General features: G+C 73.7%; 22 protein-coding genes and 3 tRNA genes. 22 read left to right on the forward strand and 3 right to left on the reverse strand.

The genetic code is table 11. The annotated features are described in order from the left end of the window. The first annotated feature begins 43 nt into the window (after positions 1 to 43). Complete coding sequence (locus BS73_RS25905) at positions 44 to 568, forward strand: GNAT family N-acetyltransferase (RefSeq protein ID WP_037576414.1); 525 nt, start codon at positions 44 to 46, stop codon at positions 566 to 568. Positions 569 to 575: 7 nt separating this feature from the next. On the opposite strand, the gene nadE is transcribed toward BS73_RS25905, so the two are convergent. Continuing rightward, positions 576 to 1,421 (reverse strand): ammonia-dependent NAD(+) synthetase, encoded by an 846-nt coding sequence (nadE, locus tag BS73_RS25910; RefSeq protein ID WP_037576417.1) that lies wholly within the window; start codon positions 1,419 to 1,421, stop codon positions 576 to 578. Positions 1,422 to 1,564: 143 nt separating this feature from the next. Between nadE and BS73_RS25915 the strand changes: the two genes are divergently transcribed. After that, positions 1,565 to 2,800 carry an acyltransferase family protein gene (locus tag BS73_RS25915; protein WP_063837069.1) on the forward strand — a complete coding sequence of 412 codons (1,236 nt, stop codon included), beginning with the start codon at positions 1,565 to 1,567 and terminating at the stop codon, positions 2,798 to 2,800. On the opposite strand, the gene BS73_RS25920 is transcribed toward BS73_RS25915, so the two are convergent. Beyond that, on the reverse strand, positions 2,755 to 3,129 hold the full coding sequence (locus BS73_RS25920; RefSeq protein ID WP_037576420.1) for a VOC family protein: 375 nt from the start codon (positions 3,127 to 3,129) through the stop codon (positions 2,755 to 2,757). The genes BS73_RS25915 and BS73_RS25920 overlap by 46 nt on opposite strands. Before the next feature lie 206 nt (positions 3,130 to 3,335). Here BS73_RS25920 and BS73_RS25925 point away from each other — a divergent pair, with 206 nt between their 5' ends. From BS73_RS25925 to BS73_RS25975, 11 genes are all read left to right on the forward strand, one after another. Further along, a complete protein-coding gene (locus BS73_RS25925; protein WP_037576422.1) occupies positions 3,336 to 4,121 on the forward strand; it encodes a TIGR03936 family radical SAM-associated protein in 786 nt (261 codons plus the stop codon). Positions 4,122 to 4,432: 311 nt separating this feature from the next. Next, positions 4,433 to 8,947, forward strand: coding sequence for an Rne/Rng family ribonuclease (locus BS73_RS25930; protein WP_084704368.1), 4,515 nt, complete (start codon positions 4,433 to 4,435; stop codon positions 8,945 to 8,947). Between the two features lie 297 nt (positions 8,948 to 9,244). Next, positions 9,245 to 9,565, forward strand: a complete 321-nt coding sequence (gene rplU / locus BS73_RS25935; protein ID WP_037576425.1) for a 50S ribosomal protein L21 — start codon at positions 9,245 to 9,247, stop codon at positions 9,563 to 9,565. 14 nt (positions 9,566 to 9,579) lie between these two features. After that, a complete protein-coding gene (gene rpmA, locus BS73_RS25940) occupies positions 9,580 to 9,837 on the forward strand; it encodes a 50S ribosomal protein L27 (protein WP_037576428.1) in 258 nt (85 codons plus the stop codon). A 160-nt stretch (positions 9,838 to 9,997) separates the two neighbouring features. Then, complete coding sequence (gene obgE, locus BS73_RS25945; protein WP_037576431.1) at positions 9,998 to 11,485, forward strand: GTPase ObgE; 1,488 nt, start codon at positions 9,998 to 10,000, stop codon at positions 11,483 to 11,485. 144 nt (positions 11,486 to 11,629) lie between these two features. Then, positions 11,630 to 12,619 carry an adenosine deaminase gene (locus BS73_RS25950; RefSeq protein WP_037576434.1) on the forward strand — a complete coding sequence of 330 codons (990 nt, stop codon included), beginning with the start codon at positions 11,630 to 11,632 and terminating at the stop codon, positions 12,617 to 12,619. Positions 12,620 to 12,797: 178 nt separating this feature from the next. Next, the gene (gene proB / locus BS73_RS25955; protein WP_037581141.1) at positions 12,798 to 13,898 is read left to right on the forward strand and encodes a glutamate 5-kinase; all 1,101 of its coding nucleotides are present in this window, start codon (positions 12,798 to 12,800) and stop codon (positions 13,896 to 13,898) included. Between the two features lie 250 nt (positions 13,899 to 14,148). Next, positions 14,149 to 14,691: a hypothetical protein gene (locus BS73_RS35065; protein WP_084704369.1), complete on the forward strand. Its 543-nt coding sequence runs from the start codon at positions 14,149 to 14,151 to the stop codon at positions 14,689 to 14,691. A 127-nt stretch (positions 14,692 to 14,818) separates the two neighbouring features. Continuing rightward, positions 14,819 to 16,144, forward strand: a complete 1,326-nt coding sequence (locus tag BS73_RS25965; protein WP_084704370.1) for a glutamate-5-semialdehyde dehydrogenase — start codon at positions 14,819 to 14,821, stop codon at positions 16,142 to 16,144. Positions 16,145 to 16,237: 93 nt separating this feature from the next. Next, entirely contained in the window at positions 16,238 to 16,900 is a 663-nt protein-coding gene (locus BS73_RS25970; RefSeq protein ID WP_051940609.1) for an SCO2584 family spore wall biosynthesis protein, read from the forward strand. Positions 16,901 to 17,085: 185 nt separating this feature from the next. Beyond that, entirely contained in the window at positions 17,086 to 18,327 is a 1,242-nt protein-coding gene (locus BS73_RS25975) for an SCO2583 family membrane protein (protein WP_037576438.1), read from the forward strand. 54 nt (positions 18,328 to 18,381) lie between these two features. Here the strand turns inward: BS73_RS25975 and BS73_RS25980 are convergent, their stop codons facing one another. After that, complete coding sequence (locus BS73_RS25980; RefSeq protein WP_037576440.1) at positions 18,382 to 19,476, reverse strand: M48 family metallopeptidase; 1,095 nt, start codon at positions 19,474 to 19,476, stop codon at positions 18,382 to 18,384. A gap of 158 nt (positions 19,477 to 19,634) precedes the next feature. On the opposite strand from BS73_RS25980, the gene BS73_RS38905 reads away from it, so the two are divergent. The 9 genes from BS73_RS38905 to BS73_RS26015 all read left to right on the forward strand — a co-directional run bounded on the left by BS73_RS38905 (position 19,635) and on the right by BS73_RS26015 (position 24,460). After that, a complete protein-coding gene (locus BS73_RS38905) occupies positions 19,635 to 19,790 on the forward strand; it encodes a hypothetical protein (RefSeq protein ID WP_200886853.1) in 156 nt (51 codons plus the stop codon). A 117-nt stretch (positions 19,791 to 19,907) separates the two neighbouring features. Then, positions 19,908 to 20,057 (forward strand): hypothetical protein, encoded by a 150-nt coding sequence (locus BS73_RS38910; protein ID WP_200886733.1) that lies wholly within the window; start codon positions 19,908 to 19,910, stop codon positions 20,055 to 20,057. A gap of 67 nt (positions 20,058 to 20,124) precedes the next feature. After that, the gene (gene nadD / locus BS73_RS25985) at positions 20,125 to 20,745 is read left to right on the forward strand and encodes a nicotinate-nucleotide adenylyltransferase (protein WP_037576441.1); all 621 of its coding nucleotides are present in this window, start codon (positions 20,125 to 20,127) and stop codon (positions 20,743 to 20,745) included. 58 nt (positions 20,746 to 20,803) lie between these two features. After that, positions 20,804 to 22,642, forward strand: a complete 1,839-nt coding sequence (locus BS73_RS25990; protein ID WP_037576444.1) for an LCP family protein — start codon at positions 20,804 to 20,806, stop codon at positions 22,640 to 22,642. A gap of 146 nt (positions 22,643 to 22,788) precedes the next feature. Continuing rightward, positions 22,789 to 23,241 (forward strand): ribosome silencing factor, encoded by a 453-nt coding sequence (rsfS, locus tag BS73_RS25995; RefSeq protein WP_037576447.1) that lies wholly within the window; start codon positions 22,789 to 22,791, stop codon positions 23,239 to 23,241. Then, entirely contained in the window at positions 23,238 to 23,885 is a 648-nt protein-coding gene (locus tag BS73_RS26000) for a histidine phosphatase family protein (RefSeq protein WP_037581147.1), read from the forward strand. The genes rsfS and BS73_RS26000 overlap by 4 nt, the downstream gene beginning before the upstream one ends. A gap of 94 nt (positions 23,886 to 23,979) precedes the next feature. Continuing rightward, positions 23,980 to 24,052, forward strand: a tRNA-Ala gene (locus BS73_RS26005). Positions 24,053 to 24,064: 12 nt separating this feature from the next. After that, positions 24,065 to 24,137 (forward strand) — tRNA-Ala (locus tag BS73_RS26010). Between the two features lie 250 nt (positions 24,138 to 24,387). Beyond that, positions 24,388 to 24,460, forward strand: a tRNA-Ala gene (locus BS73_RS26015). The last annotated feature ends 22 nt before the right edge of the window (positions 24,461 to 24,482 follow it).

Raw genomic sequence — 24,482 nt, forward strand, 5'->3', positions numbered from 1 at the left:
ACGGGTCTGATGATCGGCCCGGAGCCACCGGAGGATGAGCACAGTGAAGATCACGGTCGACGACCTCACCGGGCCCGAGATCGCCGAGTTCCTCACGGAGCACCTGCGGCAGATGCAGGCCATGTCGCCGCCTGGGAGCAATCACGCGCTGGATCTGGACGGGCTGCGGGCGCCCGGAGTCGTCTTCTGGTCGGTTCGGGAGGGCGACGACGCCGAGGGCGCCGATGGTCGTGGCCGCGAAGGCGGGGAGGCCGGCGAGGCCGGCGAGGCCGGCGCCCGTGTGGTGGCGTGCGGCGCCCTCAAGCGGCTGGACGCCGAGCACGGCGAGCTGAAGTCGATGCGCACCTCGACCGCCCGCAGGCGCAGCGGGATCGCGTCCCAGCTGCTCGGCCACATCATCGGCGAGGCCGAGCGGATGGGCCTCACCCGTCTGAGCCTGGAGACCGGCTCAGACGAGTTCTTCCGCCCGGCCCGCAGGCTGTACGAGAAGTTCGGCTTCACGTACTGCGAGCCCTTCGCGGACTATCGGCCCGATCCGTACAGCGCGTTCATGACCAGGGTCCTCTGACCAGTGATCAGCTCTCGCGCCACCAGTCGTCGCCGGGGGTGACCGGCACGGCCCGCTTGTGCCGGGTGGCCCGGTAGACCGACTCGACCTTCGCCGCCAGCTCGGGGGTGACGTCCACACCCTCCAGGTAGTCGTCGATCTCGGCGTACTTCAGGCCGAGGGCGACCTCGTCCGGCAGCGCCGGCCGGTCGTCCTCCAGGTCGGCGGTCGGCACCTTCTGCCAGACGCTCGGCGGCGCCCCCAACTCCTGCAGCAGCGCTGCTCCCTGACGCTTGGTCAGCCCGGCCAGCGGGGTGATGTCCACGCCCCCGTCGCCGTACTTGGTGAAGAAGCCGGTCACCGCCTCCGCGGCATGGTCGGTGCCCACCACCAGCAGGTTCAGCTGCCCGGCGATCGAGTACTGGATCACCATCCGCTCACGGGCCTTGATGTTGCCCCGTACGAAGTCGCGCAGGACCGGCTCGTCGCCGAGGAGATCGCTCAGGCCGTGCGCGGCCTCGGCGGCGACGGCGTCCGCGCTCGGCTTCACGTTCACCGCGATCGAGCGGTCCGGCCGGATGAACTCCAGGGCGATCTGCGCGTCGGCCTCGTCGGCCTGCACCCCGTAGGGCAGCCGCACCGCGACGAACACGACCTCGTGCCCCTCCGCCCGCAGCTCCTCGCTGGCGAGCTGGCACAGCCGGCCGGCCAGCGTGCTGTCCTGGCCGCCGCTGATGCCGAGGACGTATCCCCGGGTCGGGGTGGACCGCAGATAGTCCTTGAGGAAGTCGACCCGCTGCCGGATCTCGTCCTTGGGCCGGATGCTCGGCTTCACGCCGAGCTCGTCGAGGATCTCCTGTCGCAAGTTCACCATCCGGGTACTGTACTGGGCGTTTCGGACCCGGGAGGCCCATGAAACGGCGGCCGGGGGTTGGGGCTGCGTTCATCTGGCGCGCCTAGCGTGGCGCGGGCTCAGCGCCCGTCCACCGCCAGTCGCCAGAACGGAGGCCCGGGACCGTGGCAGCCGCCGCATCCGCAGCCGCATCCGCAGCCGGACCCGCAGCCGCATCCGTCGCCCCAACCGCCGCCGCGCCCGCGGCCCCCGCCGAGGCCGGCCCGGCAGCGGCCGGCCCGGCAGCAGGGTTCCGGCCGCCCGCGCTGCCCTCGCTCACCGGGATGCGGTGGGGCGCGGCGCTACTGGTCTTCGGGCTCCACACCCACAACCTCCTGCTGGTGCACGGGACTTCGGGCGCCGCGGCGACCTGGGCCTTCACCTCGGGAGCGACCGGGGTCTCGTTCTTCTTCATCCTCTCGGGCTTCGTGCTGGCCTGGACCGCGCGGCCGGGCGCCACCCGGCTGCCGGACGTCCGGCGCTTCTGGCGCCGGCGGATCGCCCGGATCTACCCCGTCCACCTGGTCACCGCGCTCCTCGCGCTGCTGCTCGCGCTCTGGCTGACCCCGGACGGGCTGCCGAGCGCCAAGCAGATCGCCGCCAACCTCCTCCTCGTCCACACCTGGAAGGGCGACTGGTGGCAGACCCTCGACTCGGTCAGCTGGTCGCTGGCCTGCGAGGCCTTCTTCTATGCCGTCTTCCCGCTGCTCCAGCGGCTGGTGCTGGACCCGCTGGCGCGGCGGCCGCGGCGCACCACCGCGCTCGCGGCCTGCTGCGCCGCACTGGTGGCGGTGCTGCCCTGGGTGGACGCCCACTTCGCGCTGAACTGGCAGATGAACAGTCAGCCGCTGCTACGGCTGCCGGAGTTCGTGCTGGGCGCGCTGCTCGCCCTCCTGGTCCGCGGCGGGCACTGGCGCGGACCGGCGCCGGACGCCGCGCTCGCCGTGGCACTCCTGGGCTACTTCGGCGCGGCCCAGCTGGCCGCCGGGTCGCCGTACGCGTACAGCGCCTGTACCGTGCTCGGCTTCGCGCTGCTGATCGCCGCCGGGGCGACCGCCGACCTGCGCGGGGAGCGCTGCTTCTGGCGGCGGCGGGCGCTGGTCCGACTGGGTGAACTCTCCTTCGCCTTCTACATGGTGCATCTGCTGGTGCTGCGGGCGGCCCTGCGGCTGCCGGACGCGGTCACCCACCACACCGCCTTCGCGGCGGCCGTGCTGGTGACGGCGCTGGGCTGCGCCTGGCTGGTCGAGCGGGGAGTGGAGCTCCCCGCCCGGCGGCTGATCCTCGCCCCGCCCCTGTGGGTGACGCGGTGGGCTCAGTGGAGGCAGAGGCAGAAGGGGTGGCCGGCGGGGTCCGCGTAGACCCGCCAGTTCGCCTCCGGGCGGAGCTGGTCGGTGCGCTCCAGTACGGTCGCGCCCAGCTCCAGCACCCGTTTCTCGTCGGCCTCGATGTCGTCCACGTCGAAGTCCAGATGCACCTGCTGCGGGTGCTGCTGGCCGGGCCACTCCGGCGGCCGGTAGCCGTCCACCCGCTGGAAGGCCAGCGGTGTGCCCTCGAAGCCGTGCACCTCCACCCAGCCGGGATCCTCCGGATCGGACTTGATCTGCCCGCCGAGCAGTTCCGCGTAGAACCCGGCGAGTCGCATCGGGTCCGGGCAGTCCAGTGCGACCGCCTGAAGCTTCCGAATCATCTGCGGATCTCCTCCCTCTTCGGTCCCTCCGGCCCTCGCGAGCCTTCTCGGACCGCCCCTTCCCCTGCTCCGCGTAATCTATAGGGGGGGTCTGACAGAACCGCGGATTCCCGCGCATGACCGCAGAGCCCGTTCGAGGGACCCGACCGAAGGACTGAGCGACCCTGGCACGCCGTACGCCCGACGGACCGCCGCCCGCGCCGGCGGTGCAGCGCATCCGCCTCCGCTACACCAAACGCGGACGCCTCCGCTTCACCAGCCACCGCGACTTCCAGCGGGCCTTCGAGCGGGCCTTGCGCCGCTCCGCGGTGCCGATGGCGTACTCCGCCGGTTTCACCCCGCATCCCAAGATCAGCTTCGCCAACGCGGCCCCGACCGGGACCGCCAGCGAGGCCGAGTACCTGGAGATCGCCCTCACCGAGCGGCGCGATCCGGCGGAGCTGCGGGCCCGGCTGGACGAGTCGCTGCCGGACGGGCTGGACGTCACGGACGCTGTCGAGGCCCTGACCTCGGACTTCGTCGAGCGGCTGGAGGCGTCGGTGTGGCGGCTGGCGCTCCCGGGGGTGGCGGAGGACGAGGCCCGGGCGGCCGTCGACCGGTTCCTCGCGGAGGAGTCGGTCACCGTTCAGCGCAGGACCAAGAACGGCATCCGGGACTTCGACGCGCGCGGAGCGGTACTCGCCCTCGAGGTGCTGAAGCCGGGGGCCGAAGCCGGTTCGCAGGCCGGTGTGACGGGTGATACCGCTGGTGAAGGTGTGGAGATCACACCACGTGCCGATACCCGTGCGGGCCGTGGCTGTGCGATACTGCGGCTGGTTGTTCGGCATGCGACGCCTGCCGTACGACCCGACGACGTCCTGTCCGGCCTCCGTGCCGCGGCCGACCTCGCGCCGCCGGTCCCCGCAGAGGTGACCAGGCTGGCGCAGGGGCCGCTCGGCGAGGAGACCGGCACGGTGACCGACCCGTTCGCGCCGGACCGCGGCGCGGCGTAGGCCCCGCCCCCCGCGAAGGCCCTGCCGCAGCCCGCCGCCGCGCGTTGGCCGGCCCGCTGCCGATGGGAAGCACAGCGCGGCCAGGTCGTCGTCGGCCCTGAAGGGGCCTCCGGGAGCCACCCGGGGCCCCGGTCCGGGGCAACCGACCAGGACTGGCCCAGACCAGAAGACTTATCGGCGCACCCGCCAAGACGGTGGTGGCGCCGAGCGACACGACAAGCCCCCGTGCGGCGCCCGCGCCAGGACGGCCCGGAAGAGGTTTTCGGGCCTCCGGCGGAGGCGCCCGGGGGCGTGACGGGAGAACCGCCCGCATGCTCGACATCAACGAGCCCAACGAGGCGGCGCAGCAGGACGGCGCCACCGCGAACCAGAGTCCTGAACCCTCGGCCGCGCCCGTGCGCCGCCGGCGCCGCGCGGCCACCCGCCCGGCCGGCTCCCCAGGAGCCACCTCCGAGACCAACGACGCCCAGGCCCCGGCCCCGGCCGGCGAGATCGTACTCCCGGCCGAGGCCCAGGCCGACGAGGCCGACGAGGCCCAGCCGTCGCAGCAGGCCCAGTCGGCCGAGCAGGCCCAGCAGGCCCAGGAGAGCGCGCCGGAGCGCCCGGCGCGGCGCCGCCGCGCGGCCAGCCGCCCGGCGGGCTCCCCGCAGGCCACGGCCGCCGAGACGGCCGCCGACGCCGCAGACTCCGCCGCCCCGGCCGAGCCGGAGGCCGCCGCCCCGGCCGAGCCCGCTGCGGAGGAGGCCCCCGCGCCGCGCCGTCGGCGCCGCGCCGCCGGCCGTCCGGCGGGCTCCCCGCAGAGCGCCGCGACCGAGCCCGAGGCCGAGCCGGCCGCGGAGCCGGCGCCGGTCGCCGAGCCCGAGCCCCAGCCCGAGCCCGAGGCGGTCGCCGAGGCGGAGGCCGCTCCGGCGCGCCGTCGCCGTCGCCGTGCCACCTCCCCGGCCGCTGCCGAAGCGGCGCCCGAGCCGGTGGCCGAGGCCGCTGCCGAGCCGGAGGCGGTCGCCGAGGCGGCCGAGCCGTCCGAGGCCCCCGAGGCGGAGGCCGCTCCGGTGCGCCGCCGCCGTCGCCGTGCCACCTCCGCTCCGGCGGAGGTCGCGGCCGAGGCACCGAGTGCCGCGACCGAGGCTGAGGCCGAGCCGGCCGCGGAGCCGGCGCCGGTCGCCGAGACGGAGGAGGCCGCTCCCACCCGCCGTCGCCGTCGCCGTGCCACCTCCCCGGCCGGCGCTTCGGCCGTCGAGCCGGAGGCCGCCGTCGAGCCCGAGGCCGAGGTCGCGGCCGAGCCCGCCGAGGCGGAGGCCGCTCCGGCGCGCCGCCGTCGCCGTGCGACCTCGGCCGCCGCCGCGCCTGTCGCGGAGACGCCGGCTGAGCCGGAGCCCGCGGCCGAGACCGCTGCCCAGCCCGAGCCGGAGGCGGTCGCCGAGGCGGAGGAGCCCGCTCCCACCCGCCGTCGCCGTCGCCGCGCGACCTCCCCGGCTGCCGAGCCGGAGCAGCCCGCGGCCGAGCAGGCCGAGCAGGCCGGGCCCGCGACCGACGAGCCGGTCAGCGCGCCCGCGGCCGCCGCCGAGCCGGAGGCCGAGCCCGAGGCCGCCCCCGCGCGGCGTCGCCGCCGCCGGGCGGAGTCGCCGTCCGGTTCGCCGTTCGCCGTCTCCGCCCCCGCCGGCGAGGAGGAGCCGGCCGCGTCCGGCGCCCAGGCCGAGCAGGCCGCCCAGGCAGAGCAGACGGAGCAGGCCGAGCAGGCCGAGCAGTCGGAGGGGGACGGCACCGGCCGTCGCCGTCGCCGTGCCTCGCGGCCGGCCACCGCGCTCTTCCAGGCGCCGGTCTTCCAGGAGCCGGCCGCCGAGATCGTGATCCCGTCGCGCGGCGCCGAGGCGACCGCCGACGCGGCTGCGGGGGAGTCCGCGACCGCCGGCTCCGCCGCCGAGCAGACCGAGCCGGGCCAGGCCCGCCGCCGTCGCCGCCGGGCGACCTCCGCCGGGGCCGGCGAGCAGCCGCAGACCGCGGAGTCCGCTGCCGCTGCGGCCGCCGCTGCCGCCGCGGCCCCGACGGAGGCCGCGGAGGAGCAGCAGCCGGCCGCCGACGCCGACGACTACGCGGACGAGGAGAACCGTCCGTCCCGCCGTCGCCGTCGTGGCGGCCGCCGCCGTCGCCGCGGTGAGCAGTCGGACGGTACGGGCGAGGGCGCCGACTCCTCGACCGAGGCCGAGACCGAGGGGTCCGGCCGGCCCGACGAGGACCAGGACGCCGAGCTCGACGCCGAGGCCGCGGACGCCGAGGGCGAGCAGGACGACGACGCCGGCCACGGCGAGACGTCCAGCTCCTCCCGCCGCCGCCGTCGCCGTCGCCGCCGCAGCGGGGACGGCGAGGGGGGCGAGGACGGCTCCTCGGACGACCCGGAGCGCACCGTCGTCAAGATCCGCGAACCGCGCAAGCGCAGCCACGAGGCGCCGTTCGACCCGGACGAGGTGCAGTCCATCAAGGGCTCGACCCGTCTGGAGGCGAAGAAGCAGCGCCGCCGGGAGGGCCGCGAGCAGGGCCGCCGCCGGGTGCCGATCATCACCGAGGCCGAGTTCCTGGCCCGCCGCGAGGCGGTGGAGCGGGTCATGGTGGTCCGCCAGTACGGCGAGCGGACGCAGATCGGCGTGCTGGAGGACAACGTCCTCGTCGAGCACTACGTCAACAAGGAGCAGTCCACCTCCTACGTCGGCAACGTCTACCTGGGCAAGGTGCAGAACGTCCTGCCGTCGATGGAGGCCGCCTTCGTCGACATCGGCAAGGGCCGGAACGCCGTCCTCTACGCCGGCGAGGTCAACTTCGACGCGCTGGGCAACAAGGGCGGCCCGCGCCGGATCGAGTCCGTCCTCAAGTCCGGCCAGTCGGTGCTCGTGCAGGTCACCAAGGACCCGATCGGCCACAAGGGCGCCCGCCTGACCAGCCAGGTCTCGCTGCCCGGCCGCTACCTGGTGTACGTGCCCGAGGGTTCGATGACCGGCATCAGCCGGAAGCTCCCGGACACCGAGCGCTCCCGCCTCAAGCAGATCCTCAAGAAGATCGTCCCGGACGACGCCGGCGTCATCGTGCGCACGGCCGCCGAGGGCGCCTCCGAGGAGGAGCTGACCCGGGACGTCCAGCGGCTGCAGCAGCAGTGGGAGGACATCCAGAAGAAGGCCCAGAGCGGCGGCGCGCCGACCCTCCTCTACGGGGAGCCGGACCTCACCGTCCGGGTCATCCGGGACATCTTCAACGAGGACTTCTCGAAGGTGATCGTCTCCGGTGAGACCGCCTGGGAGACCATCTACGACTACGTCTCCAACGTGGCGCCGGACCTGACGCCGCGTCTGGAGAAGTGGACCTCGGACGTCGACGTCTTCGCCACCTACCGGATCGACGAGCAGCTGATGAAGGCGCTGGACCGCAAGGTCTGGCTGCCCTCCGGCGGTTCGCTGGTGATCGACCGGACCGAGGCCATGGTCGTGGTCGACGTCAACACCGGGAAGTTCACCGGCCAGGGCGGCAACCTGGAGGAGACCGTCACCAGGAACAACCTGGAGGCGGCCGAGGAGATCGTCCGGCAGCTGCGGCTGCGCGACCTCGGCGGCATCGTCGTGATCGACTTCATCGACATGGTGCTGGAGTCCAACCGGGACCTGGTGCTGCGCCGCCTGCTGGAGTGCCTGGGCCGGGACCGGACCAAGCACCAGGTGGCCGAGGTGACCTCGCTCGGCCTGGTGCAGATGACCCGCAAGCGGGTCGGCCAGGGGCTGCTGGAGTCCTTCTCCGAGACCTGCGTCCACTGCAACGGCCGCGGCATCCACGTCCACATGGACCAGCCGCCCGCGCACAGCCACTCGGGCAACGGCGGCGGCAACGGAAGCGGAAGCGGCAGCGGCAAGCGGCGCAAGCGCGGGAAGGGCGGCTCCGGTGCGGACGCCGGCCAGGGGCAGGCCGCGTCGCAGAGCGCGGTCTCCGGACCCGCGCAGGTCGCGGCGGCCACCGTGCAGCCGAAGGCCGAGGAGGACGGCGACGCCGGGATCCCGACCACTCCGGAGGACGAGCTGACGGCTGAGGCCGACGCGCTGGTCCAGCGGCTGGGGAGCGTCGGCCGGGAGCCGCAGCCGGCGGCCGAGGCCTCCTCCGAGGCCGAGGAGGCCGTCGCCGAGGCGGCCGCGGAGGTCGCCGGAAGCACCGGGACCGCCGGGGACGTCGGGGACGCCGCCGCGGCCGAGGCTCCGGCGGAGCCGGCCAGGCCGCGTGGACGGCGCCGCGCCTCGCGCAAGGCGTCCGCCCCCGCGGGGTCGCCGAGCAGCGCCTCCTCGGAGGCCGGCGTGGTGGTCATCCCCTCGCGCACCGCCGCCGCCGAGCCGGAGAGCGCGGTGGCCGCGCAGGCCGCCCCGCCGGCGACGGTCACCGAGCCGGTCGGCGAGCCGGAGACGGCGCCCGCCGGGTCCGGCGAGGCCGCCGGGGCCGGAGAGCCGGCCGTGGAGCCCACCGAGGCACCTGCGGAGGCGCCCGCCAAGAAGACCGCCAAGCGGACCGCCGCCAAGAAGACGGCGACCCGCAAGACGGCGGCCAAGAAGGCCCCGGCGAAGAAGGCCGCGGCCAAGAAGGCGGCCGAGCCGCAGTCCGACGGCGGCGTCGACGGCAGCGCCGAGGGCGGGGCCGACGGCCAGGCCGAGGAGAAGCCCGCCCCGGCCAGGAAGACGGCCGCCAGGAAGTCCGCGGCGAAGAAGACCGCGGCCAAGAAGGCGACCGGGGCCACCGGCAGGAAGTCCGCGGCCAGGAAGACCGCCGCTTCGGAGGCCGCCGAGGCGGCCCCCGGCGAGGCGTAGGTCACATCCCCGAGGTCCCGCCCGGCGGCGGATCGGCAGTCGCCGGGCGGGACCGTAGGGGCCGGTTTGACCAGGCGTCAAGGGGTTCCGTAACCTTGACCCTCGGCGACCGTCCGGATCCGGACCGGTGCGCCACCCCCAGAGCAACCACCTCCCCGGTCGGGGCGTGCCCTTCGGGACGGGCGCCCTGATCCGGGGGGAGGCCCCCTGCTTGTCGGTCGGACGCGTTTCTGCGCCTTCGTCGCCCGGTGGGACGGCTGGCGTCCGGGGTCCCTACGAGCTAGTGAAGGAGACGCGGTGTACGCGATCGTGCGCAGCGGCGGACGGCAGCACAAGGTTGCCGTCGGCGATGTCATTGAGGCAGACCGGATCTCGACCGCGAAGGTCGGCGACACCGTCGAGCTCACCACGGTGCTGCTCGTCGACGGCGAGGCCGTCACCTCCGACCCCTGGGTTCTGGCCGGCCTGAAGGTCCAGGCGGAGGTCGTGGACCACCACAAGGGCGACAAGATCAACATCCAGAAGTACAAGAACAAGACCGGCTACAAGAAGCGCATGGGTCACCGCCAGCAGTACACCGCGCTTCGCATCACCGGCATCGACTCGGCCAAGAAGTAAGGGGCGTTTGAGAGATGGCACACAAGAAGGGCGCTAGCTCTACCCGGAACGGCCGCGACTCGAACGCCCAGCGCCTCGGCGTGAAGCGCTTCGGCGGCCAGGTCGTCAACGCCGGCGAGATCATCATCCGCCAGCGCGGCACCCACTTCCACCCGGGTGCCGGTGTCGGCCGCGGTGGCGACGACACCCTGTTCGCGCTGATCCCGGGTGCCGTGCAGTTCGGCACGCGCCGGGACCGCAAGGTCGTGAACATCGTCCCGGTCGCCGAGTAACCTCAGCGAACGGGCCGCGGTTCAGACCGCGCGCATTACGTAGTATCCGAGGGTGGGCCGGATTGTCCGGTCCACCCTCGGCTTTTCCGACTTGATTCCGTTTCGGCCGCTCGCCCGGAACCTCCGGAGAACCACGCCGATACATCGAGAGGCAGTGCACATGACCACCTTCGTGGACCGCGTCGAGCTCCATGTCGCCGCGGGTAACGGGGGGCACGGCTGCGCCTCCGTGCATCGGGAGAAGTTCAAGCCGCTCGGCGGCCCGGACGGCGGCGATGGCGGCCGTGGCGGGGACGTGGTCCTCACCGTGGACCCGGACGTCACCACCCTCCTCGACTACCACCACTCGCGGGTCAAGCGGGCCACCAACGGCAAGCCGGGCGGGGGCGGTCACCGCACCGGTGCGCACGGCTCCGACCTGGTGCTGCCGGTTCCGGACGGGACCGTCGTGCTGGATCCCCGCACCGGCGAGGTGCTGGCCGACCTGGTCGGCAACGGCACCAGCTTCGTGGTCGCGGCCGGCGGCCGGGGCGGTCTCGGCAACGCGGCGCTGGCCTCCGCCCGCCGCAAGGCCCCCGGCTTCGCCCTGCTCGGCGAGCCCGGTGACGAGCTGGAGATCGTCCTCGAACTGAAGTCGGTCGCGGACGTGGCGCTGGTCGGCTACCCCAGCGCCGGGAAGTCCTCGCTGATCTCGGTGCTCTCGGCGGCCAAGCCGAAGATCGCCGACTACCCGTTCACCACCCTGGTGCCCAACCTCGGCGTGGTGACCGCGGGGGAGACCGTCTACACCATCGCGGACGTGCCGGGCCTGATCCCGGGCGCCAGCCAGGGCAAGGGCCTGGGGCTCGAGTTCCTGCGGCACGTCGAGCGCTGCTCGGTGCTGGTCCATGTGCTGGACTGCGCCACTCTGGAGCCGGGCCGCGACCCGGTCTCCGACCTGGAGACAATCGAGTCCGAACTCTCCGAGTACGGCGGCCTGGAGGACCGGCCGCGGCTGGTCGCCCTCAACAAGACCGACGTCCCGGACGGCCAGGACCTGGCCGACCTGGTGCGTGCCGATCTGGAGGAGCGCGGCTACCGGGTGTTCGAGGTGTCCGCGGTGTCCCGGAAGGGCCTGCGGGAGCTGAGCTTCGCGGTCGGCGAGATCGTCCGGGAGGCCCGCGAGGCCAAGCCGAAGGAGGAGAAGACCCGGGTGGTCCTCCGTCCGAAGGCGGTCGACGACGCCGGCTTCACCATCACCTACGACCAGGGCCAGGACCTCTACCGGGTGGTGGGCACGAAGCCGGAGCGCTGGGTGCGGCAGACCGACTTCTCCAACGACGAGGCGGTCGGCTACCTCGCGGACCGGCTGAACCGGCTGGGCGTCGAGAACGAGCTGATGAAGCTGGGCGCCCGGGAGGGCGACACGGTCGTGATCGGCGGCGAGGACGACGCCGTGGTCTTCGACTGGGAGCCGTCGATGGCGGCCGGCGCGGAGATGCTCGGGCGACGTGGCGAGGACCACCGCCTCCACGCCCCGCGCGAGGCGGTCACGCGCCGGCGCGAGCGGGACGCGAAGCGCCTCGAAGGGGCCGACGCGGACGCGGAGTTCGCCGCCTTCGACCCGCTGTCGATCGGCCGCGCCGACGAGGACGAGGACGAGTACTGAGCCGGCTCGGCCCGCCGCCTTCCGTTCCGCCCGCCTTCCGTTCCGCCCGCCTCCCGTTCCGCCCGCCGCTCCCGTTCTGACCGACGCCCTGACCGCTGCCCCCGTTCCGTCCACCCGCCGCAACCGACCCGGAGGACTTCCGAAGTGCTGCCCAAGGCCGAGCTCCATCTGCATATCGAGGGGACCCTCGAACCCGAGCTGGCGTTCGCCCTCGCCGGCCGCAACGGCGTGGACCTGCCGTACGCGTCGCCGGAGCAGCTGCGCTCGGCGTACGACTTCAGCGACCTGCAGTCCTTCCTGGACCTGTACTACCAGCTGATGGACGTGCTGCGGACCGAGCGGGACTTCACCGAGCTCGCCGAGGAGTACCTGGCGCGCGCGGCGGCGCAGGGGGTCCGGCACGCCGAGATCTTCTTCGACCCGCAGGCGCACACCGGCCGAGGCGTCGAGATCGACGACGTGGTGCGGGGGTTGGCGGCCGCGCTGGACGGCGCGCAGGAGCGGCACGGCATCTCCACCCGGCTGATCATGTGCTTCCTGCGCGACCAGCCGGCCGAATCGGCGCTGGCGACCTTCGAGGCGGCGCGGCCGTGGTTCGGCACCGCGATCCACGGCGTCGGGCTGGACTCCGCCGAGGTCGGCAACCCGCCGGGGCTCTTCCGCGAGGTGTACGACAGGGCGCGGGACGCGGGGCTGCGCCTGGTCGCCCATGCGGGCGAGGAGGGCGGGCCCGAGTATGTGCGGGAGGCCCTGGACGTCCTCGGAGTGGAGCGGATCGACCACGGCATCCGGTCGATGGAGGACCCGGAGCTGGTGAAGGAGCTGGCGGAGCGGGCCGTCCCGCTGACCGTCTGCCCGTTCTCCAACGTGCGGCTGCGCTGCGTGGACACGCTGGCCGAGCATCCGCTGCCGGCGATGCTGGAGGCGGGGCTGCTGGTGACCGTCAACTCGGACGACCCGTCGTACTTCGGCGGCTACGTCGAGGACAATTTCGCCGGCGTGCGGGAGGCGTTGCGGCTGACGGAGTCGCAGCTCAGGCAGCTGGCCCGGAATTCCTTCCAGGCCTCCTTCCTCGACCACGACGAGACCCGCCGCGCGGCGCTGCTCGCGGAGGTCGAGGCCCACCGCTTCTGACCTGCCGCCGGGCGCGCCGGTCCGGCTGCGGCCGGCCCCCGGGGCGGCCGTGGGGCCGCGTCCCGGCCCCTGATACTCCGGTGAGCCGGGGTGCCCGCCTCGCGTAGATTGTGCGGTGACCGGCGGTGATCGGCCGGGCGGCCGCGGCGAGGGACTGGAGCGAGGCGTGCGGGACGAGGTGCTGCAGGCGCGGCGGATCGTGGTCAAGGTGGGCTCGTCCTCGCTGACCACGGCGGCCGGCGGGCTGGACGCGGACCGGGTGGACGCCCTGGTGGACGTGCTGGCCAAGGCCCGCGAGGGGGCCGAGGTGGTCCTGGTCTCCTCGGGCGCGATCGCCGCCGGGCTGGCGCCGCTCGGCCTCCGCCGCCGGCCGCGCGACCTGGCTCGGCAGCAGGCCGCGGCCAGCGTCGGGCAGGGACTGCTGGTCGCCAGGTACACGGCCTCGTTCGCACGCTACGGAGTCCGTGTCGGCCAGGTGCTGCTCACCGCCGAGGACGCCAGCAGGCGCGCCCACTACCGCAACGCCTACCGCACGCTTGAGCAATTGCTCGCAATGGGCGCGATGCCGATCGTCAACGAGAACGACACCGTCGCCACCCAGGAGATCAAGTTCGGCGACAACGACCGGCTGGCCGCCCTGGTCGCCCATGTCGTCCACGCCGATCTGCTGGTCCTCCTCTCCGATGTGGACGGGCTCTACGACGGCGACCCCGCCCTTCCCGCCAGCAGCCGGATCTCCGAGGTCTCCGGCCCGGCCGACCTGGAGGGCGTGGAGATCGGCAGCGCGGGCAAGGCCGGGGTCGGCACCGGCGGGATGGTGACCAAGGTGGAGGCCGCCCGGATCGCCACCGGGGCGGGCATCCCGGTGGTCCTCACCGCCGCCCGGCACGCCGCCGACGCGCTGGCCGGCCGGGACACCGGAACGTTCTTCCACCGCACCGGCCGGCGCGCCGCCGACCGCCTCCTCTGGCTGGCGCACGCGAGTGCTCCCCGGGGGGCGCTCAGGCTTGACGCGGGCGCCGTCCGCGCCGTCGTGGAGCGGCGCAAATCCCTCTTGCCCGCCGGGCTCACGGGAGTTGACGGCGATTTCGCTGCGGGCGATCCGGTGGACCTTCTTGACGAAAACGGCCACATCGTCGCCCGCGGGCTGGTCAACTTTGATGCGAGGGAGTTGCCCAGGCTGCTCGGCCGGTCCACCCGTGAACTGGCCCGGGAGCTTGGGCCCGCGTATGAGCGGGAGGTAGTGCACCGGGACGATCTGGTGGTGCTCGCCGACTGAACCGCCCGTACGGCGCGCCCTGGCGGAAGCCGACGAGTCCGATGAAACCGATGAGTCCGACGAGTCCCGAGAAGCGACAGCCACGGGTGCAGCGGGGTGTAGGAGGGGCAGTGCAGCCAGGCCGCGGAAGCGCGTTGCGGTGGCCGGTCGGCCGGTCAGCTGCCCGAGGCGACACGCTGACAGGAGGCCTCCGGTGGGACACCGGCGCCATGGTGTGCGACCTGGACGACCACAGGGAACGGCTGAACCGGTGCTGACCGGTATCCCAGGCGGACGCGGCGGGCCGAACGGCCGTCCGCAGGGCGCCCCGGAGTCCGGAGGCGGGCGTGCCGGCCCGCGAGCGGTGGCCCGCGTCCGGGCTGCCGCCGAGGACGCGGAGGAGGCGGCCCGGGCCGCTGCGGAGCGGGCGGCGAGCGTCGGCGAGGTGGGCGACGAGGCGGAGGAGGAGCCCGCCCCCCGGCTCTGGCACGTCGTCCTCAGCGTGGCGGGGAAGCGCACGCCGCTGCCCGAACTCCGGCGCGGCCTGGAGCAGTTGGCCCACGACCACCCCTTCCTGCTGACCGGCAGATACGCCGAGGACCACGCCGAGATCCGGTACTGGGAGCAGGCGCGCGACCTGCATGACGCGGCGGCCCTGGCGCTCCGGCTGTGGGGCGAGCACCGGGTCAGCGCCCGGCTGCCCGCCTGGGAGATCGTCGGCCTCGAGGTGGTGGACCGGCCGACCTACCACAAGCGGGTGGCGGAGGGGTTCGGCGGACCGCCGGCCTTCCTGGGCGGGGTCCACCCGTACTGACCCGCGTTCCGGCGGCCGGCCCGCCCACCGGCGGCACCGGCCGCGCCGGCTCGACGCCGGCCGCGCACGGCCGACCGAACCGTGGACGGCGCGGCGGCCGCCCCGCCCCGCGCCGTACCCTGGCGCCATGACCTCGTCGACCGAGCCCACGCCGAACTCGCCGACCGCCGGCTACTCGCTGCCGTCCCCGCTGCCCGAGTCCCCGGTGCTGCGCGCGGCCTACCGCGCCCGCGGCGCGGCCCGTGGGCTCGCCCCGATGACCCGCGCGGAGAAGGACGACGCCCTGCTGGCGATCGCCGACGCCCTCCAGGTCCGCACCAAGGAGATCCTGGACGCCAACGCCGAGGACACCGCCCGGGCCAAGGCGGCCGGCACCAGCGACGCCATCGTCGACCGGCTGACCCTCACCCGGGAGCGGATCACCGCGATCGCGGAGGACGTCCGCAAGGTCGCCGGGCTGCCCGACCCGGTCGGCGAGGTGCTGCGCGGCTCGACCCTGCCGAACGGCCTGGACCTGCGCCAGGTCCGGGTCCCCCTCGGGGTGGTGGGGATCATCTACGAGGCCCGGCCGAACGTGACCGTGGACGCGGCCGCGCTCTGCCTGAAGTCCGGCAACGCCGTGCTGCTGCGCGGCTCGTCCAGCGCCTACGCCTCCAACACCAAGCTGGTGGAGGTGCTCCGGGACGCCGTCGGGGGAGCGGGCCTGCCGGCCGACGCGGTCCAGCTGGTCCCCGGCGAGAGCCGGGAGTCGGTCACCGAGCTGATGCGCGCCCGCGGAATGGTCGACGTGCTGATCCCGCGCGGCGGGGCCTCGCTGATCCGGACGGTCGTCGAGCAGTCCACCGTTCCGGTGATCGAGACCGGCACCGGCAACTGCCACGTCTACGTGGACGCCGACGCGGACCTCGACATGGCCGTGGAGATCCTGATCAACTCCAAGGCCCAGCGGGTGAGCGTGTGCAACGCGGCGGAGACGCTGCTGGTGCACCAGGAGATCGCGGCCGAGTTCGTGCCGCGCGCGCTGGCCGCGCTGGCCGACGCGGGGGTGACGGTGCACGCCGACCCGGCGGTCCTGGCGCTGGCCGAGGGCGTCGAGGCGGACGTGGTGCCGGCCGAGCCGGAGGACTGGGAGACCGAGTACCTCTCCTACGACATCGCCGCCCGGGTGGTGGACTCGCTGGACGCCGCCGTCGACCACATCGGCCTGTGGTCCTCCGGGCACACCGAGGTCATCGTCACCCGCTCGCAGCCGGCCGCCCGGCGCTTCACCAAGCTGGTCGACTCGACCACGGTGGCGGTGAACGCCTCCACCCGGTTCACCGACGGCGGCCAGTTCGGCTTCGGCGCGGAGATCGGCATCTCCACCCAGAAGCTGCACGCCCGCGGGCCGATGGGGCTGCCGGAGCTGACCTCCACCAAGTGGATCGTCACCGGCGACGGGCACGTCCGCTGAAGGGCCCTGACGGGTCGTCGGCCCTTCCCCCGGAGGTTCCGCACCTCTCCCGACGGCACAGACAAACCGAGTCCCAGGTAATAGGCTGCTGATATGCCGAAGGACGCGGGAGGCCTGCCGTACCCGGAGGGCTGGGATCACGGAGACGACGGCGACGACTACGCCGCCGTGGTCTTCGACGAGTCCTTCGTACGCGGTGCCCAGGTGCACGAGCCCACCGCCGAGGAGCGGATACTCGCCGCTGTCGAGGCCAGGCTGGAGCGGGAGACCCGGGAGAACACCGCCGGCCCCGGCCGCCGCGGAACCCCGGCGGAGCCGAACGACGAGGCCGACGCCGGTGAGGCCGGCGACCTCGACGACATCGACGAGGCCGATCCGGACGACCCGGACGGACGAACCGGCTCCGGCGGCCTGCCGCTGGAACTCCGCCCGCTCGGCGGCGGCGCCCGCTACCGGGTCGGCCACTGGTACGGCGGCGGCCCCGGCGGCTACCAGCAGAACTGGGCCGGCTACGGCGGGCAGTCCCGCTGGCAGCGCGGGGTGGCCTGGGTGCTGGCGCTGGTGATGGGCGTCGGTGTGGTGCTGCTGGCGGCGGCCGCCGTGTACCGCGGGGTCAACAGCGGCGGGACGCATCCGATGATCCCCGTGCCGAGCAGTTCACCGGAGAGCAGCCACGGCGCCGCCTCCACGGACAGTGGCATCCGGTCCGGCGCCACCCGCCCGTCCTCCCCGGCGCCCTCGGTGAGCTCGGGCTGAACGCCCGTCACCGGCTCTGCGTTCGCCGGTGCTTCATCTGACGCTTCGTCGCCGGCCTTTTATCGCTGGAGAATTGTCGGCTCCGTCCGGAATCGTTCCCGGTTCTGTCCGGATTCCTACCCGCCGCTGGGATTCGGACCCCGAGGGGGGTCGTTCGAGGGTGCGCGGAGAATTACTCTTGAGTCATGGGTGGCCGGGGAGGGCCCCCGGATGGCCTGCCCGAAGGCACTCCCGGGGGTGACGACGAGTTTCGCTCCGTCGTGTTCGACGAGTCCTTCATCCGGGCTGCCCGCATCCAGGAACTCTCCGCGCAGGAGCGGCTCTCCGCGGCCGCGCGCCCGATCGAGGACCGGCGGAGCGAGCGCACCGGCGTGCTGCCCCGGCAGGCGCTGGCGCTGATGCTGCTGATCGCCATGGCCTTCGCCGCAGCGGTGTACATGGGCGTCCGGCATCCGTACCGGGAGACCGTCAACGGCGGGATCGAACTGAGCATGTCGGTCATCCCGCTGCAGGCCGGCCCGGGCGGGGTGCCCACCGGCAGGGCGCTTCCGGCGGGCAAGGGGGCGTCGGCCACGGCCTCGCCGAAGGCCACCGCCTCCGCCTCGTCCTCCGCCGCCGCCTCGGCCTCGTCCTCCTCCGCGTCGGCGCAGGCCTCTCCGCCCACCGGCTCGGCCTCCAGCGGTAACCACTCCTCCACCTCGGCCGACCCCAGCCCGTCGGCCGACGACCCGTTCGCCGGGACGGCCGTCGAGGGCTTTCCGATCGGCGAGGCCGGCATCTCGCTGCCCAGCCCGGCGGACACCAGCCACTTCTCCGCCGACCAGGTGCTGCGCGCCCTCACCGAGGTGCAGACCTACCTCCAGGACTCCTCCCTGGAGCCGACCGTGCTCAGCGGCACCGGGCCGAACGCGGGCACCGACGCCGTCCGCGAGCTGCTCGACCCCAACGAGGTCCAGCAGTTCGACAGCAGCCTGGCCAATCCGCGCAACGACCGCAGGCACGAGGTCACCGGCTGGATGGTGCGCTTCAACCCGAAGCAGGTGCTGCTGGCCAGCCCCGAGGTGCGGGTGACCGGCAGGGTGCACTTCTCCGAGGCGGGGGCCGACACCCTGCAGGTGACCAGCGATCACACCTTCGTGTACGCCTTGCGGCAGGCGCGGACGACCGGGCCGACGGTGCTGTTCACCGTGCGGCGGGATCTGGTGTACCGCTTCTCCCACGACGATCTGGCGGCGTCCCGGATGGAGATCGCGGACTCCGTGACCCAGGCCGGGCCGATGGCCTGCGACGCGAACCCGTCCGCGTACCTCCAGCCGACGTTCCCGTCCAAGCGGCCGTCCCCGTCGCCGGGGACGAGCGTCGATCCCTTCGACCACAACGCCCCGGCCTGGCAAGTCTGCGGCACCCTCTCCCGCGCGACGCTCTAGCGGAGCAGCGCGGCCCGGGGCGAGGGTGGCGCCCCGGCGCCGGGAGGCGGGAGCTCAGCGCTCCTCGTCGCTCCGCTCGCCGCTGCCGCCGCGCGCGCCGCCGTTGCCGCCCGTGAAGACGTCCCGCAGCTTGCCGCCGACGTCGCCCGCGCCGCCGGCGATGTCGCGGAGGAGGCCCATCAGCGGGTCCTTGCTGTCGCGGATGGTCTGCGCGTAGCTGTCCGCGCCGGCCTTGATCTGGTCGCTCACCGAGGTCCGCGGGTCGTCCTCCCGCCGCGGGTACGCCCCCGCGAGGATCGAGCGGTACTCCTCGCTCTCCCCCCACTTCTTCAGCTGGGCGGCCCGCACCACCGCGAACGGATGGGTCTGCGGCAGCACCTGAAGCAGCTTCAGGACGCCGTCCCGCAGGTCGCCGGCCTTCTCGTACTCCTCGGCCTGCTCCAGGAAGGCGTCTATGTTCATCTCGCCCAGGTTGTGGCCGCCGGCCAGCTTCATCAGCCCGCGCAGCGAGGCCTGGAGGTCCTGGCCGACCAGCAGCCCGGCCCGGTCGCAGGAGACCTCGGACTTCCGGAACCACTCCTTCAGCGCGGTGACGATCGCCATGATCGCCAGGTTGCCGAGCGGTATCCAGGCCACCTTGGTGGCGAGGTTGGTGAGGATCAGCAGCATCGTCCGGTACACGGCGTGCCCGGACATCGCGTGCGCCACCTCGTGGCCGACGACGGCCCGCAGCTCCTCGTGGTCCAGCAGCTCGACAAGTCCCGTGGTGACCACGATCACCGGGGTGTCCATCCCGATGCAGTACGCGTTCACCTGCGGGTCCTGGCTGACGTACAGCGCGGGGACCTTCTCCAGGTCCAGCGTGTAGGCCGCGTCCCGCACCAGGTCCTGCAGCTCGGGGAACTGCCGCTCGGAGGCCCGGACCGCGGTGGCCAGGAAGAGCAGTCGCACCGACCGCTCCGAGACCAGCCCGGCCAGCCGCTTCAGCACCTCGTCGAAGCCGGTGAGCCGGCGCAGGGCGACCAGCGCGGAACGGTCCGCCGGGTGCTCCCAGGCCCGGGTGGAGATCCCCGGGAAGCGCTTCCGCGTCCGTCCGGGCAACCGCTCTCCGCCGTCCCCGTGCCCGCTACCGCCGTTGGTCTGGCTCATCGCTGCGTGTCCTCCCCTGGTCCGCGGCCCCATGAGCTCGTCCCCGGTCGCCACCCTACGCGGCCCCGGCGCGCGGCGGAGGGGTGCCGACGGAAGCCGCTGATGCCGGGGCTAATCTGAGTTGTCCGCATTCGCGCGCCCGAGGAGTCTTTCGCGCCATGAACCCGTCCTCCGCACTCGACCTGATGGCGGCGCCGATCTCCGACGGTTCCGGTCCGGGGATGTTCCTGCGGATCATCGTGATCGTCGCGGTGGTCGGCGTGGTCTTCCTCGCCGTCGTCCTGCTGCGCGGCTACGGCGGCGGGGACGACTGAGCCCACCCCCGGCTCACGCCGGGCCGGTTCGGCCGAGCCGCCGAGCAGTCGGCGGAGGCCAGCCCGTACCATGAGCTCGTCCACACCGCGTCACCGCGAGGAGAAGGTCCGACCGCCATGACCCACACCGCCGCAGCCCACGCCCTCACCGTCCTCGCCGAGGGGGGTCGGCACAACAGCCTCAACCCGATCCTGACCGGTGGCGGTGCCCTGGCGGCCCTGCTGATCCTGCTGTGGATCACCACCCGTTTCAACCACGACCGCTGAGCCGGTTCCGTGTTCCCGTCTGCTCCGGGACGGGAACACGTGGCCGGATCACGTAGGGTGACTCGGCATGGAAACGCACGCTGAGCCCGAGAACGGGCCGGTGAAGAAGCGCCTCGGTGTGATGGGCGGAACCTTCGACCCCATTCACCACGGCCACCTGGTCGCGGCCAGCGAGGTGGCGAGCGCCTTCCACCTCGACGAGGTCGTGTTCGTCCCGACCGGCCGGCCCTGGCAGAAGGACGGCCGCCAGGTCACCGCCGCCGAGGACCGCTATCTGATGACGGTCATCGCGACCGCCTCCAATCCCCGCTTCTCGGTGAGCCGCATCGACATCGACCGCGGCGGTCCGACCTACACCACGGACACCCTCCGCGAGCTCCGCAGCGAGCACCAGGACGCCGACCTCTTCTTCATCACGGGCGCCGACGCGCTGGGCCAGATCTTCTCCTGGCGGAACGCGGACGAGCTCTTCGACCTGGCACACTTCATCGGCGTCACCCGTCCAGGGCATACACTCGCGGACCCCGGCCTCCCCAAGGGCGGAGTGTCGCTGGTGGAGGTTCCCGCGATGGCGATCTCCTCCACCGACTGCCGTGAGAGGGTGGCGCGCGGGGAGCCCGTCTGGTACCTGGTTCCGGACGGCGTGGTCCAGTACATCAGCAAACGCTCGCTGTACCAGGGCCGTTGAGTCATACGTAGGCACGGGGGGTGCGCATCGCCGCGCAAGACACCGGAGGCATCAGCGCGTGACCGGCAGCACTGACCCGTACGACGGGTACGGCGACACCGGCGACCAACCGCCGGTGGACCCCTATGCGCAGCCCCCGCAGGCCGACTACCCCTACGGCGGCTACCCGCAGCAGTACCAGGGCGGCTATCCGCCCGAGGGCGCGGGGCGCCCGTACCCTCCGGCGCCGGGCGCCGCCGACTACCCCTATGCGCAGGGCGGCTACCCGCCCGGGCAGCAGCCGCCGCCTGCGCAGCAGCAGCCCCAGCAACCCCCGCAGCAGCCCGGCGGCCCGTACCCGGGGCAGGTCCCGGGCCAGGGCCACGGCCAGGGCTGGCCGGGCGGGGCGCCGGCGGGGTACCAGGACGGCGGCTATCAGAACGGCGGCTACGACACCGGCGGATACCCGGTCGTGGACCCCTACGCCGGCTCCGGCGGCTACGGCGGGCCGGGCGCCCAGCAGCCCCCGTACCCCCAGCAGCCACCGGCCCAACAGGGGTACTCCACCGGGCAGTTCGCCATGCCGGGGCAGGCGCCGCAGGTCCCGCAGGGCGCGCAGGCGACCGGGGTCGGCCCCCCGCCGCCGCGGACGCCGGCCGAGGACCCCTCCGCGCCGCGGGGCAAGGCCAACTACGACACCGGCGAGTTCGCCTTCGTCGAGGACGAGGAGGAGTCCTCCGAGGACGTCATCGACTGGCTGAAGTTCACCGAGACCCGCGGCGAGCGCCGGGACGAGCGCCGCCGCTCGGTCCGCCGCCGCGGCATCGCCGTGCTGGTGCTGCTGGTGCTGGTGGTGGCCGGCGGTGCGGGATACCTGTTCGCCAGCGGGCGGATGAAGTTCGGCTCGTCCTCCGGCGGCGGCTCGCTGCCGGCCGCCCAGCGCCAGGTGATCTCCGTCTATCTGCGCAGCCTGAACGGGAAGACCTCGACCGCGCTGATGGTCGACGACCCCACCACCCACCGGGCCGGCGCGCTGCTGATCCCGGACACCCTGAAGGTGCCGCAGGACGGCGGCTCCCCGATGGCCCTCGGCGGCTCCTGGGACCAGCAGTCCGCGAGCGGCACCCGGGACGGCCTCAACTCCGTCCTCGGCACCCACGTCACCGGCACCTGGCGGCTGGACGCCCCGTTCCTGGACACCCTGGTCGACGTCCTGGGCGGGATCACCGTGGACGCCGACACGGCGATCTCCCAGGGCGGCAAGCAGCTCGTCCACCAGGGCAGCCAGACCATGAACGGCGCCGCAGCCGAGGCGTACGCCACCTACCAGGCCAAGGGCGAGCCGGCCGGCGCCCAGCTCGCCCGGTTCGGCCAGGTGATGTCCGCGGTGGTGAAGGCGTTCCCGACGGACGCCATCTCCGCCTCCTCGGACGTCGGCCGGATGGGCGCGGTGCTCGACCCGTCGCTGCCGCAGAAGGACCTGGCGGCGGCGCTGGCCGCGATGGCCACCGACACCGGGCGGAGCGGCTTCCGCACCGTGAGCCTGCCGGTGACCGCCGGCGGCGCGGTCGCCTCCGGCGGCGACGCCCTGGTGAAGTCGGTGATCGGCGGCGCCGGGCAGCGGGCGACCGGCGGGACCCTGGCCCAGGTCGCGGTCCAGAACGGCTCCGGGAACAGCAGGAACACCGGCCTGGCGGACGCGGCCCTGCAGAACGCCGGCTTCAGCCTGGCCTCCGGGGACGCGACGACCGCCGCCGCCCGGGCCACCACCCAGGTGCTGTACTCCGACGCCGCTCGCCAGACCGCGGCCCAGCAGGTCGCGCAGGCGCTGGGGCTGGGCACGGCGGCGGTGGCCAAGGGCACCGTCCCGGGCAACGCGGACGTGCTGGTGGTGCTGGGCAAGGACTACCAGGGCTAGCCGGCGGGCGGGACCGCACCGGCGCTCGCCCGGGGACCGCGCGCGGGCGTGAGATCCTGGGAGGAGACCGGACGCGCCGTCCTGCCCGCCCACCGCGGGCGGCGGCGCTCGCGCCGAGTCCCGACAACCCCGACAGAAAGCAGACCGTGACCGCTACCGACCGGGCCCGTGAGCTCGTGAACACCGCCGCCCAGGCAGCGGCCGACAAGCTCGCCCACGACGTCGTCGCCTACGACGTGAGCGAGGTCCTCGCCATCACCGACGCCTTCGTGCTGGCCTCCGCGCCCAACGACCGCCAGGTCAAGTCCATCGTGGACGCGATCGAGGAGAGCCTCTCCAAGGAGCTCCGGGTGAAGCCGGTGCGCCGGGAGGGCGAGCGGGACGGCCGCTGGGTGCTGCTGGACTACTTCGACGTGGTGATCCACGTCCAGCACACCGAGGAGCGCGACTTCTACAGCCTGGAGCGGCTGTGGAAGGACTGCCCGCAGCTGGAGCTGCCGCCGGACGCCGTGGCGACCCGGGGCAAGCACGCGGAGGCCGCCAGGGACGCCGACGCGGACAGCCAGGCGGACTCCGCCGTCGAGACGGGGGCCCGCTGAACGGCGGCAGGCGGGGTCGGCGGATCGTCTTCTGGCGGCACGGCCAGACCGCCTGGAACGTGGAGGGCCGGTTCCAGGGGACGACCGACATCCCGCTCACCGAGACCGGCCTGGCCCAGGCCCGGCGGGCGGCCCGGCTGCTCGCGGCGCTCGAACCGGACGCCATCATCGCCTCCGACCTGCAGCGGGCCGCGCGTACCGCGGCCGAGCTCTCGGCGGTCACCGGCCTGGACGTCGCCCATGACGCCGGGCTCCGGGAGACCTACGCCGGGGTCTGGCAGGGCCTGACCAACGTCGAGATCCAGGAGCGCTACGGCGAGGTCTACGCGGCCTGGAAGCGCGGTGAGCCGGTGCGCCGGGGCGGCGGCGAGCTGGAGACCGAGGTGGCCGACCGGGCCGCCCCGGTGGTCCTCGCCGCGGTGGAGAAGCTGCCGGAGAACGGCACGCTGGTGGTGGTCAGCCACGGCGGTGCGATCCGCACCACCATCGGCCGGCTGCTGGAGCTCGACCCGCGCAGCTGGGAGTCGCTCGGCGGCCTCTCGAACTGCTGCTGGTCGGTGCTCGGCGAGGGCTGGCGCAGTTGGCGGCTGCTGGAGCACAACGCCGGGACCCTCCCCGAGCCGGTGATCGGGGACGACGTCTGATCGGGCGGGACCCGATCGGGCGAGGGGGCCGCGGGACCGGGCGATTTCACGGATCGGCCCAGGTCGCGCTAAAGTCTTCCTCGCCGGACGGCAAGGGGCTATAGCTCAGTTGGTAGAGCGCTTGCATGGCATGCAAGAGGTCTGGGGTTCAATTCCCCATAGCTCCACTCCGTCCGCCCGGGGCTATAGCTCAGTTGGTAGAGCGCTTGCATGGCATGCAAGAGGTCTGGGGTTCAATTCCCCATAGCTCCACTGCCGTTGACGTTCCGTCGAGGGGCGCCGCGCTGCCGGTAGGGCAGCGGCGCCGAAGCCTCCGGAGCGACGGCCCTCCCCCTCGGCATCGCCCGGGGCCCTCTTCTCCTCCCGGCCGCATGCCGATCGACCGCACCCCGGCTTCGGCTCGTGTCGGGCGGGTCCCGCCCGCCCCGGGGATGTTCGGAAGCATCGCTGAGCTCGTGTAGAGTGGTTCTCGTCGCCGCGGCCGGTACGGCCCGGAGGGCGCGGGGCTATAGCTCAGTTGGTAGAGCGCTTGCATGGCATGCAAGAGGTCTGGGGTTCAATTCCCCATAGCTCCACAGAGGACTGCGACCGGAGGGG

The sequence above is a fragment of the Phaeacidiphilus oryzae TH49 genome (genome assembly GCF_000744815.1).
Taxonomy (GTDB): Bacteria; Actinomycetota; Actinomycetes; order Streptomycetales; family Streptomycetaceae; genus Phaeacidiphilus; species Phaeacidiphilus oryzae.

Bases quoted from the DNA above. Each gene is read 5' to 3' on its own strand.
- nadE (WP_037576417.1), bottom strand. From the start codon at position 1,421: ATGGTGAACTTGCGACAGGAGATCCTCGACGAGCTCGGCGTGAAGCCG.
- BS73_RS25920 (WP_037576420.1), bottom strand. From the start codon at position 3,129: ATGATTCGGAAGCTTCAGGCGGTCGCACTGGACTGCCCGGACCCGATG.
- BS73_RS25930 (WP_084704368.1), top strand. From the start codon at position 4,433: ATGCTCGACATCAACGAGCCCAACGAGGCGGCGCAGCAGGACGGCGCC.
- rpmA (WP_037576428.1), top strand. From the start codon at position 9,580: ATGGCACACAAGAAGGGCGCTAGCTCTACCCGGAACGGCCGCGACTCG.
- obgE (WP_037576431.1), top strand. From the start codon at position 9,998: ATGACCACCTTCGTGGACCGCGTCGAGCTCCATGTCGCCGCGGGTAAC.
- BS73_RS25965 (WP_084704370.1), top strand. From the start codon at position 14,819: ATGACCTCGTCGACCGAGCCCACGCCGAACTCGCCGACCGCCGGCTAC.
- BS73_RS25970 (WP_051940609.1), top strand. From the start codon at position 16,238: ATGCCGAAGGACGCGGGAGGCCTGCCGTACCCGGAGGGCTGGGATCAC.
- BS73_RS25975 (WP_037576438.1), top strand. From the start codon at position 17,086: ATGGGTGGCCGGGGAGGGCCCCCGGATGGCCTGCCCGAAGGCACTCCC.
- BS73_RS25980 (WP_037576440.1), bottom strand. From the start codon at position 19,476: ATGAGCCAGACCAACGGCGGTAGCGGGCACGGGGACGGCGGAGAGCGG.
- BS73_RS38905 (WP_200886853.1), top strand. From the start codon at position 19,635: ATGAACCCGTCCTCCGCACTCGACCTGATGGCGGCGCCGATCTCCGAC.
- BS73_RS38910 (WP_200886733.1), top strand. From the start codon at position 19,908: ATGACCCACACCGCCGCAGCCCACGCCCTCACCGTCCTCGCCGAGGGG.
- nadD (WP_037576441.1), top strand. From the start codon at position 20,125: ATGGAAACGCACGCTGAGCCCGAGAACGGGCCGGTGAAGAAGCGCCTC.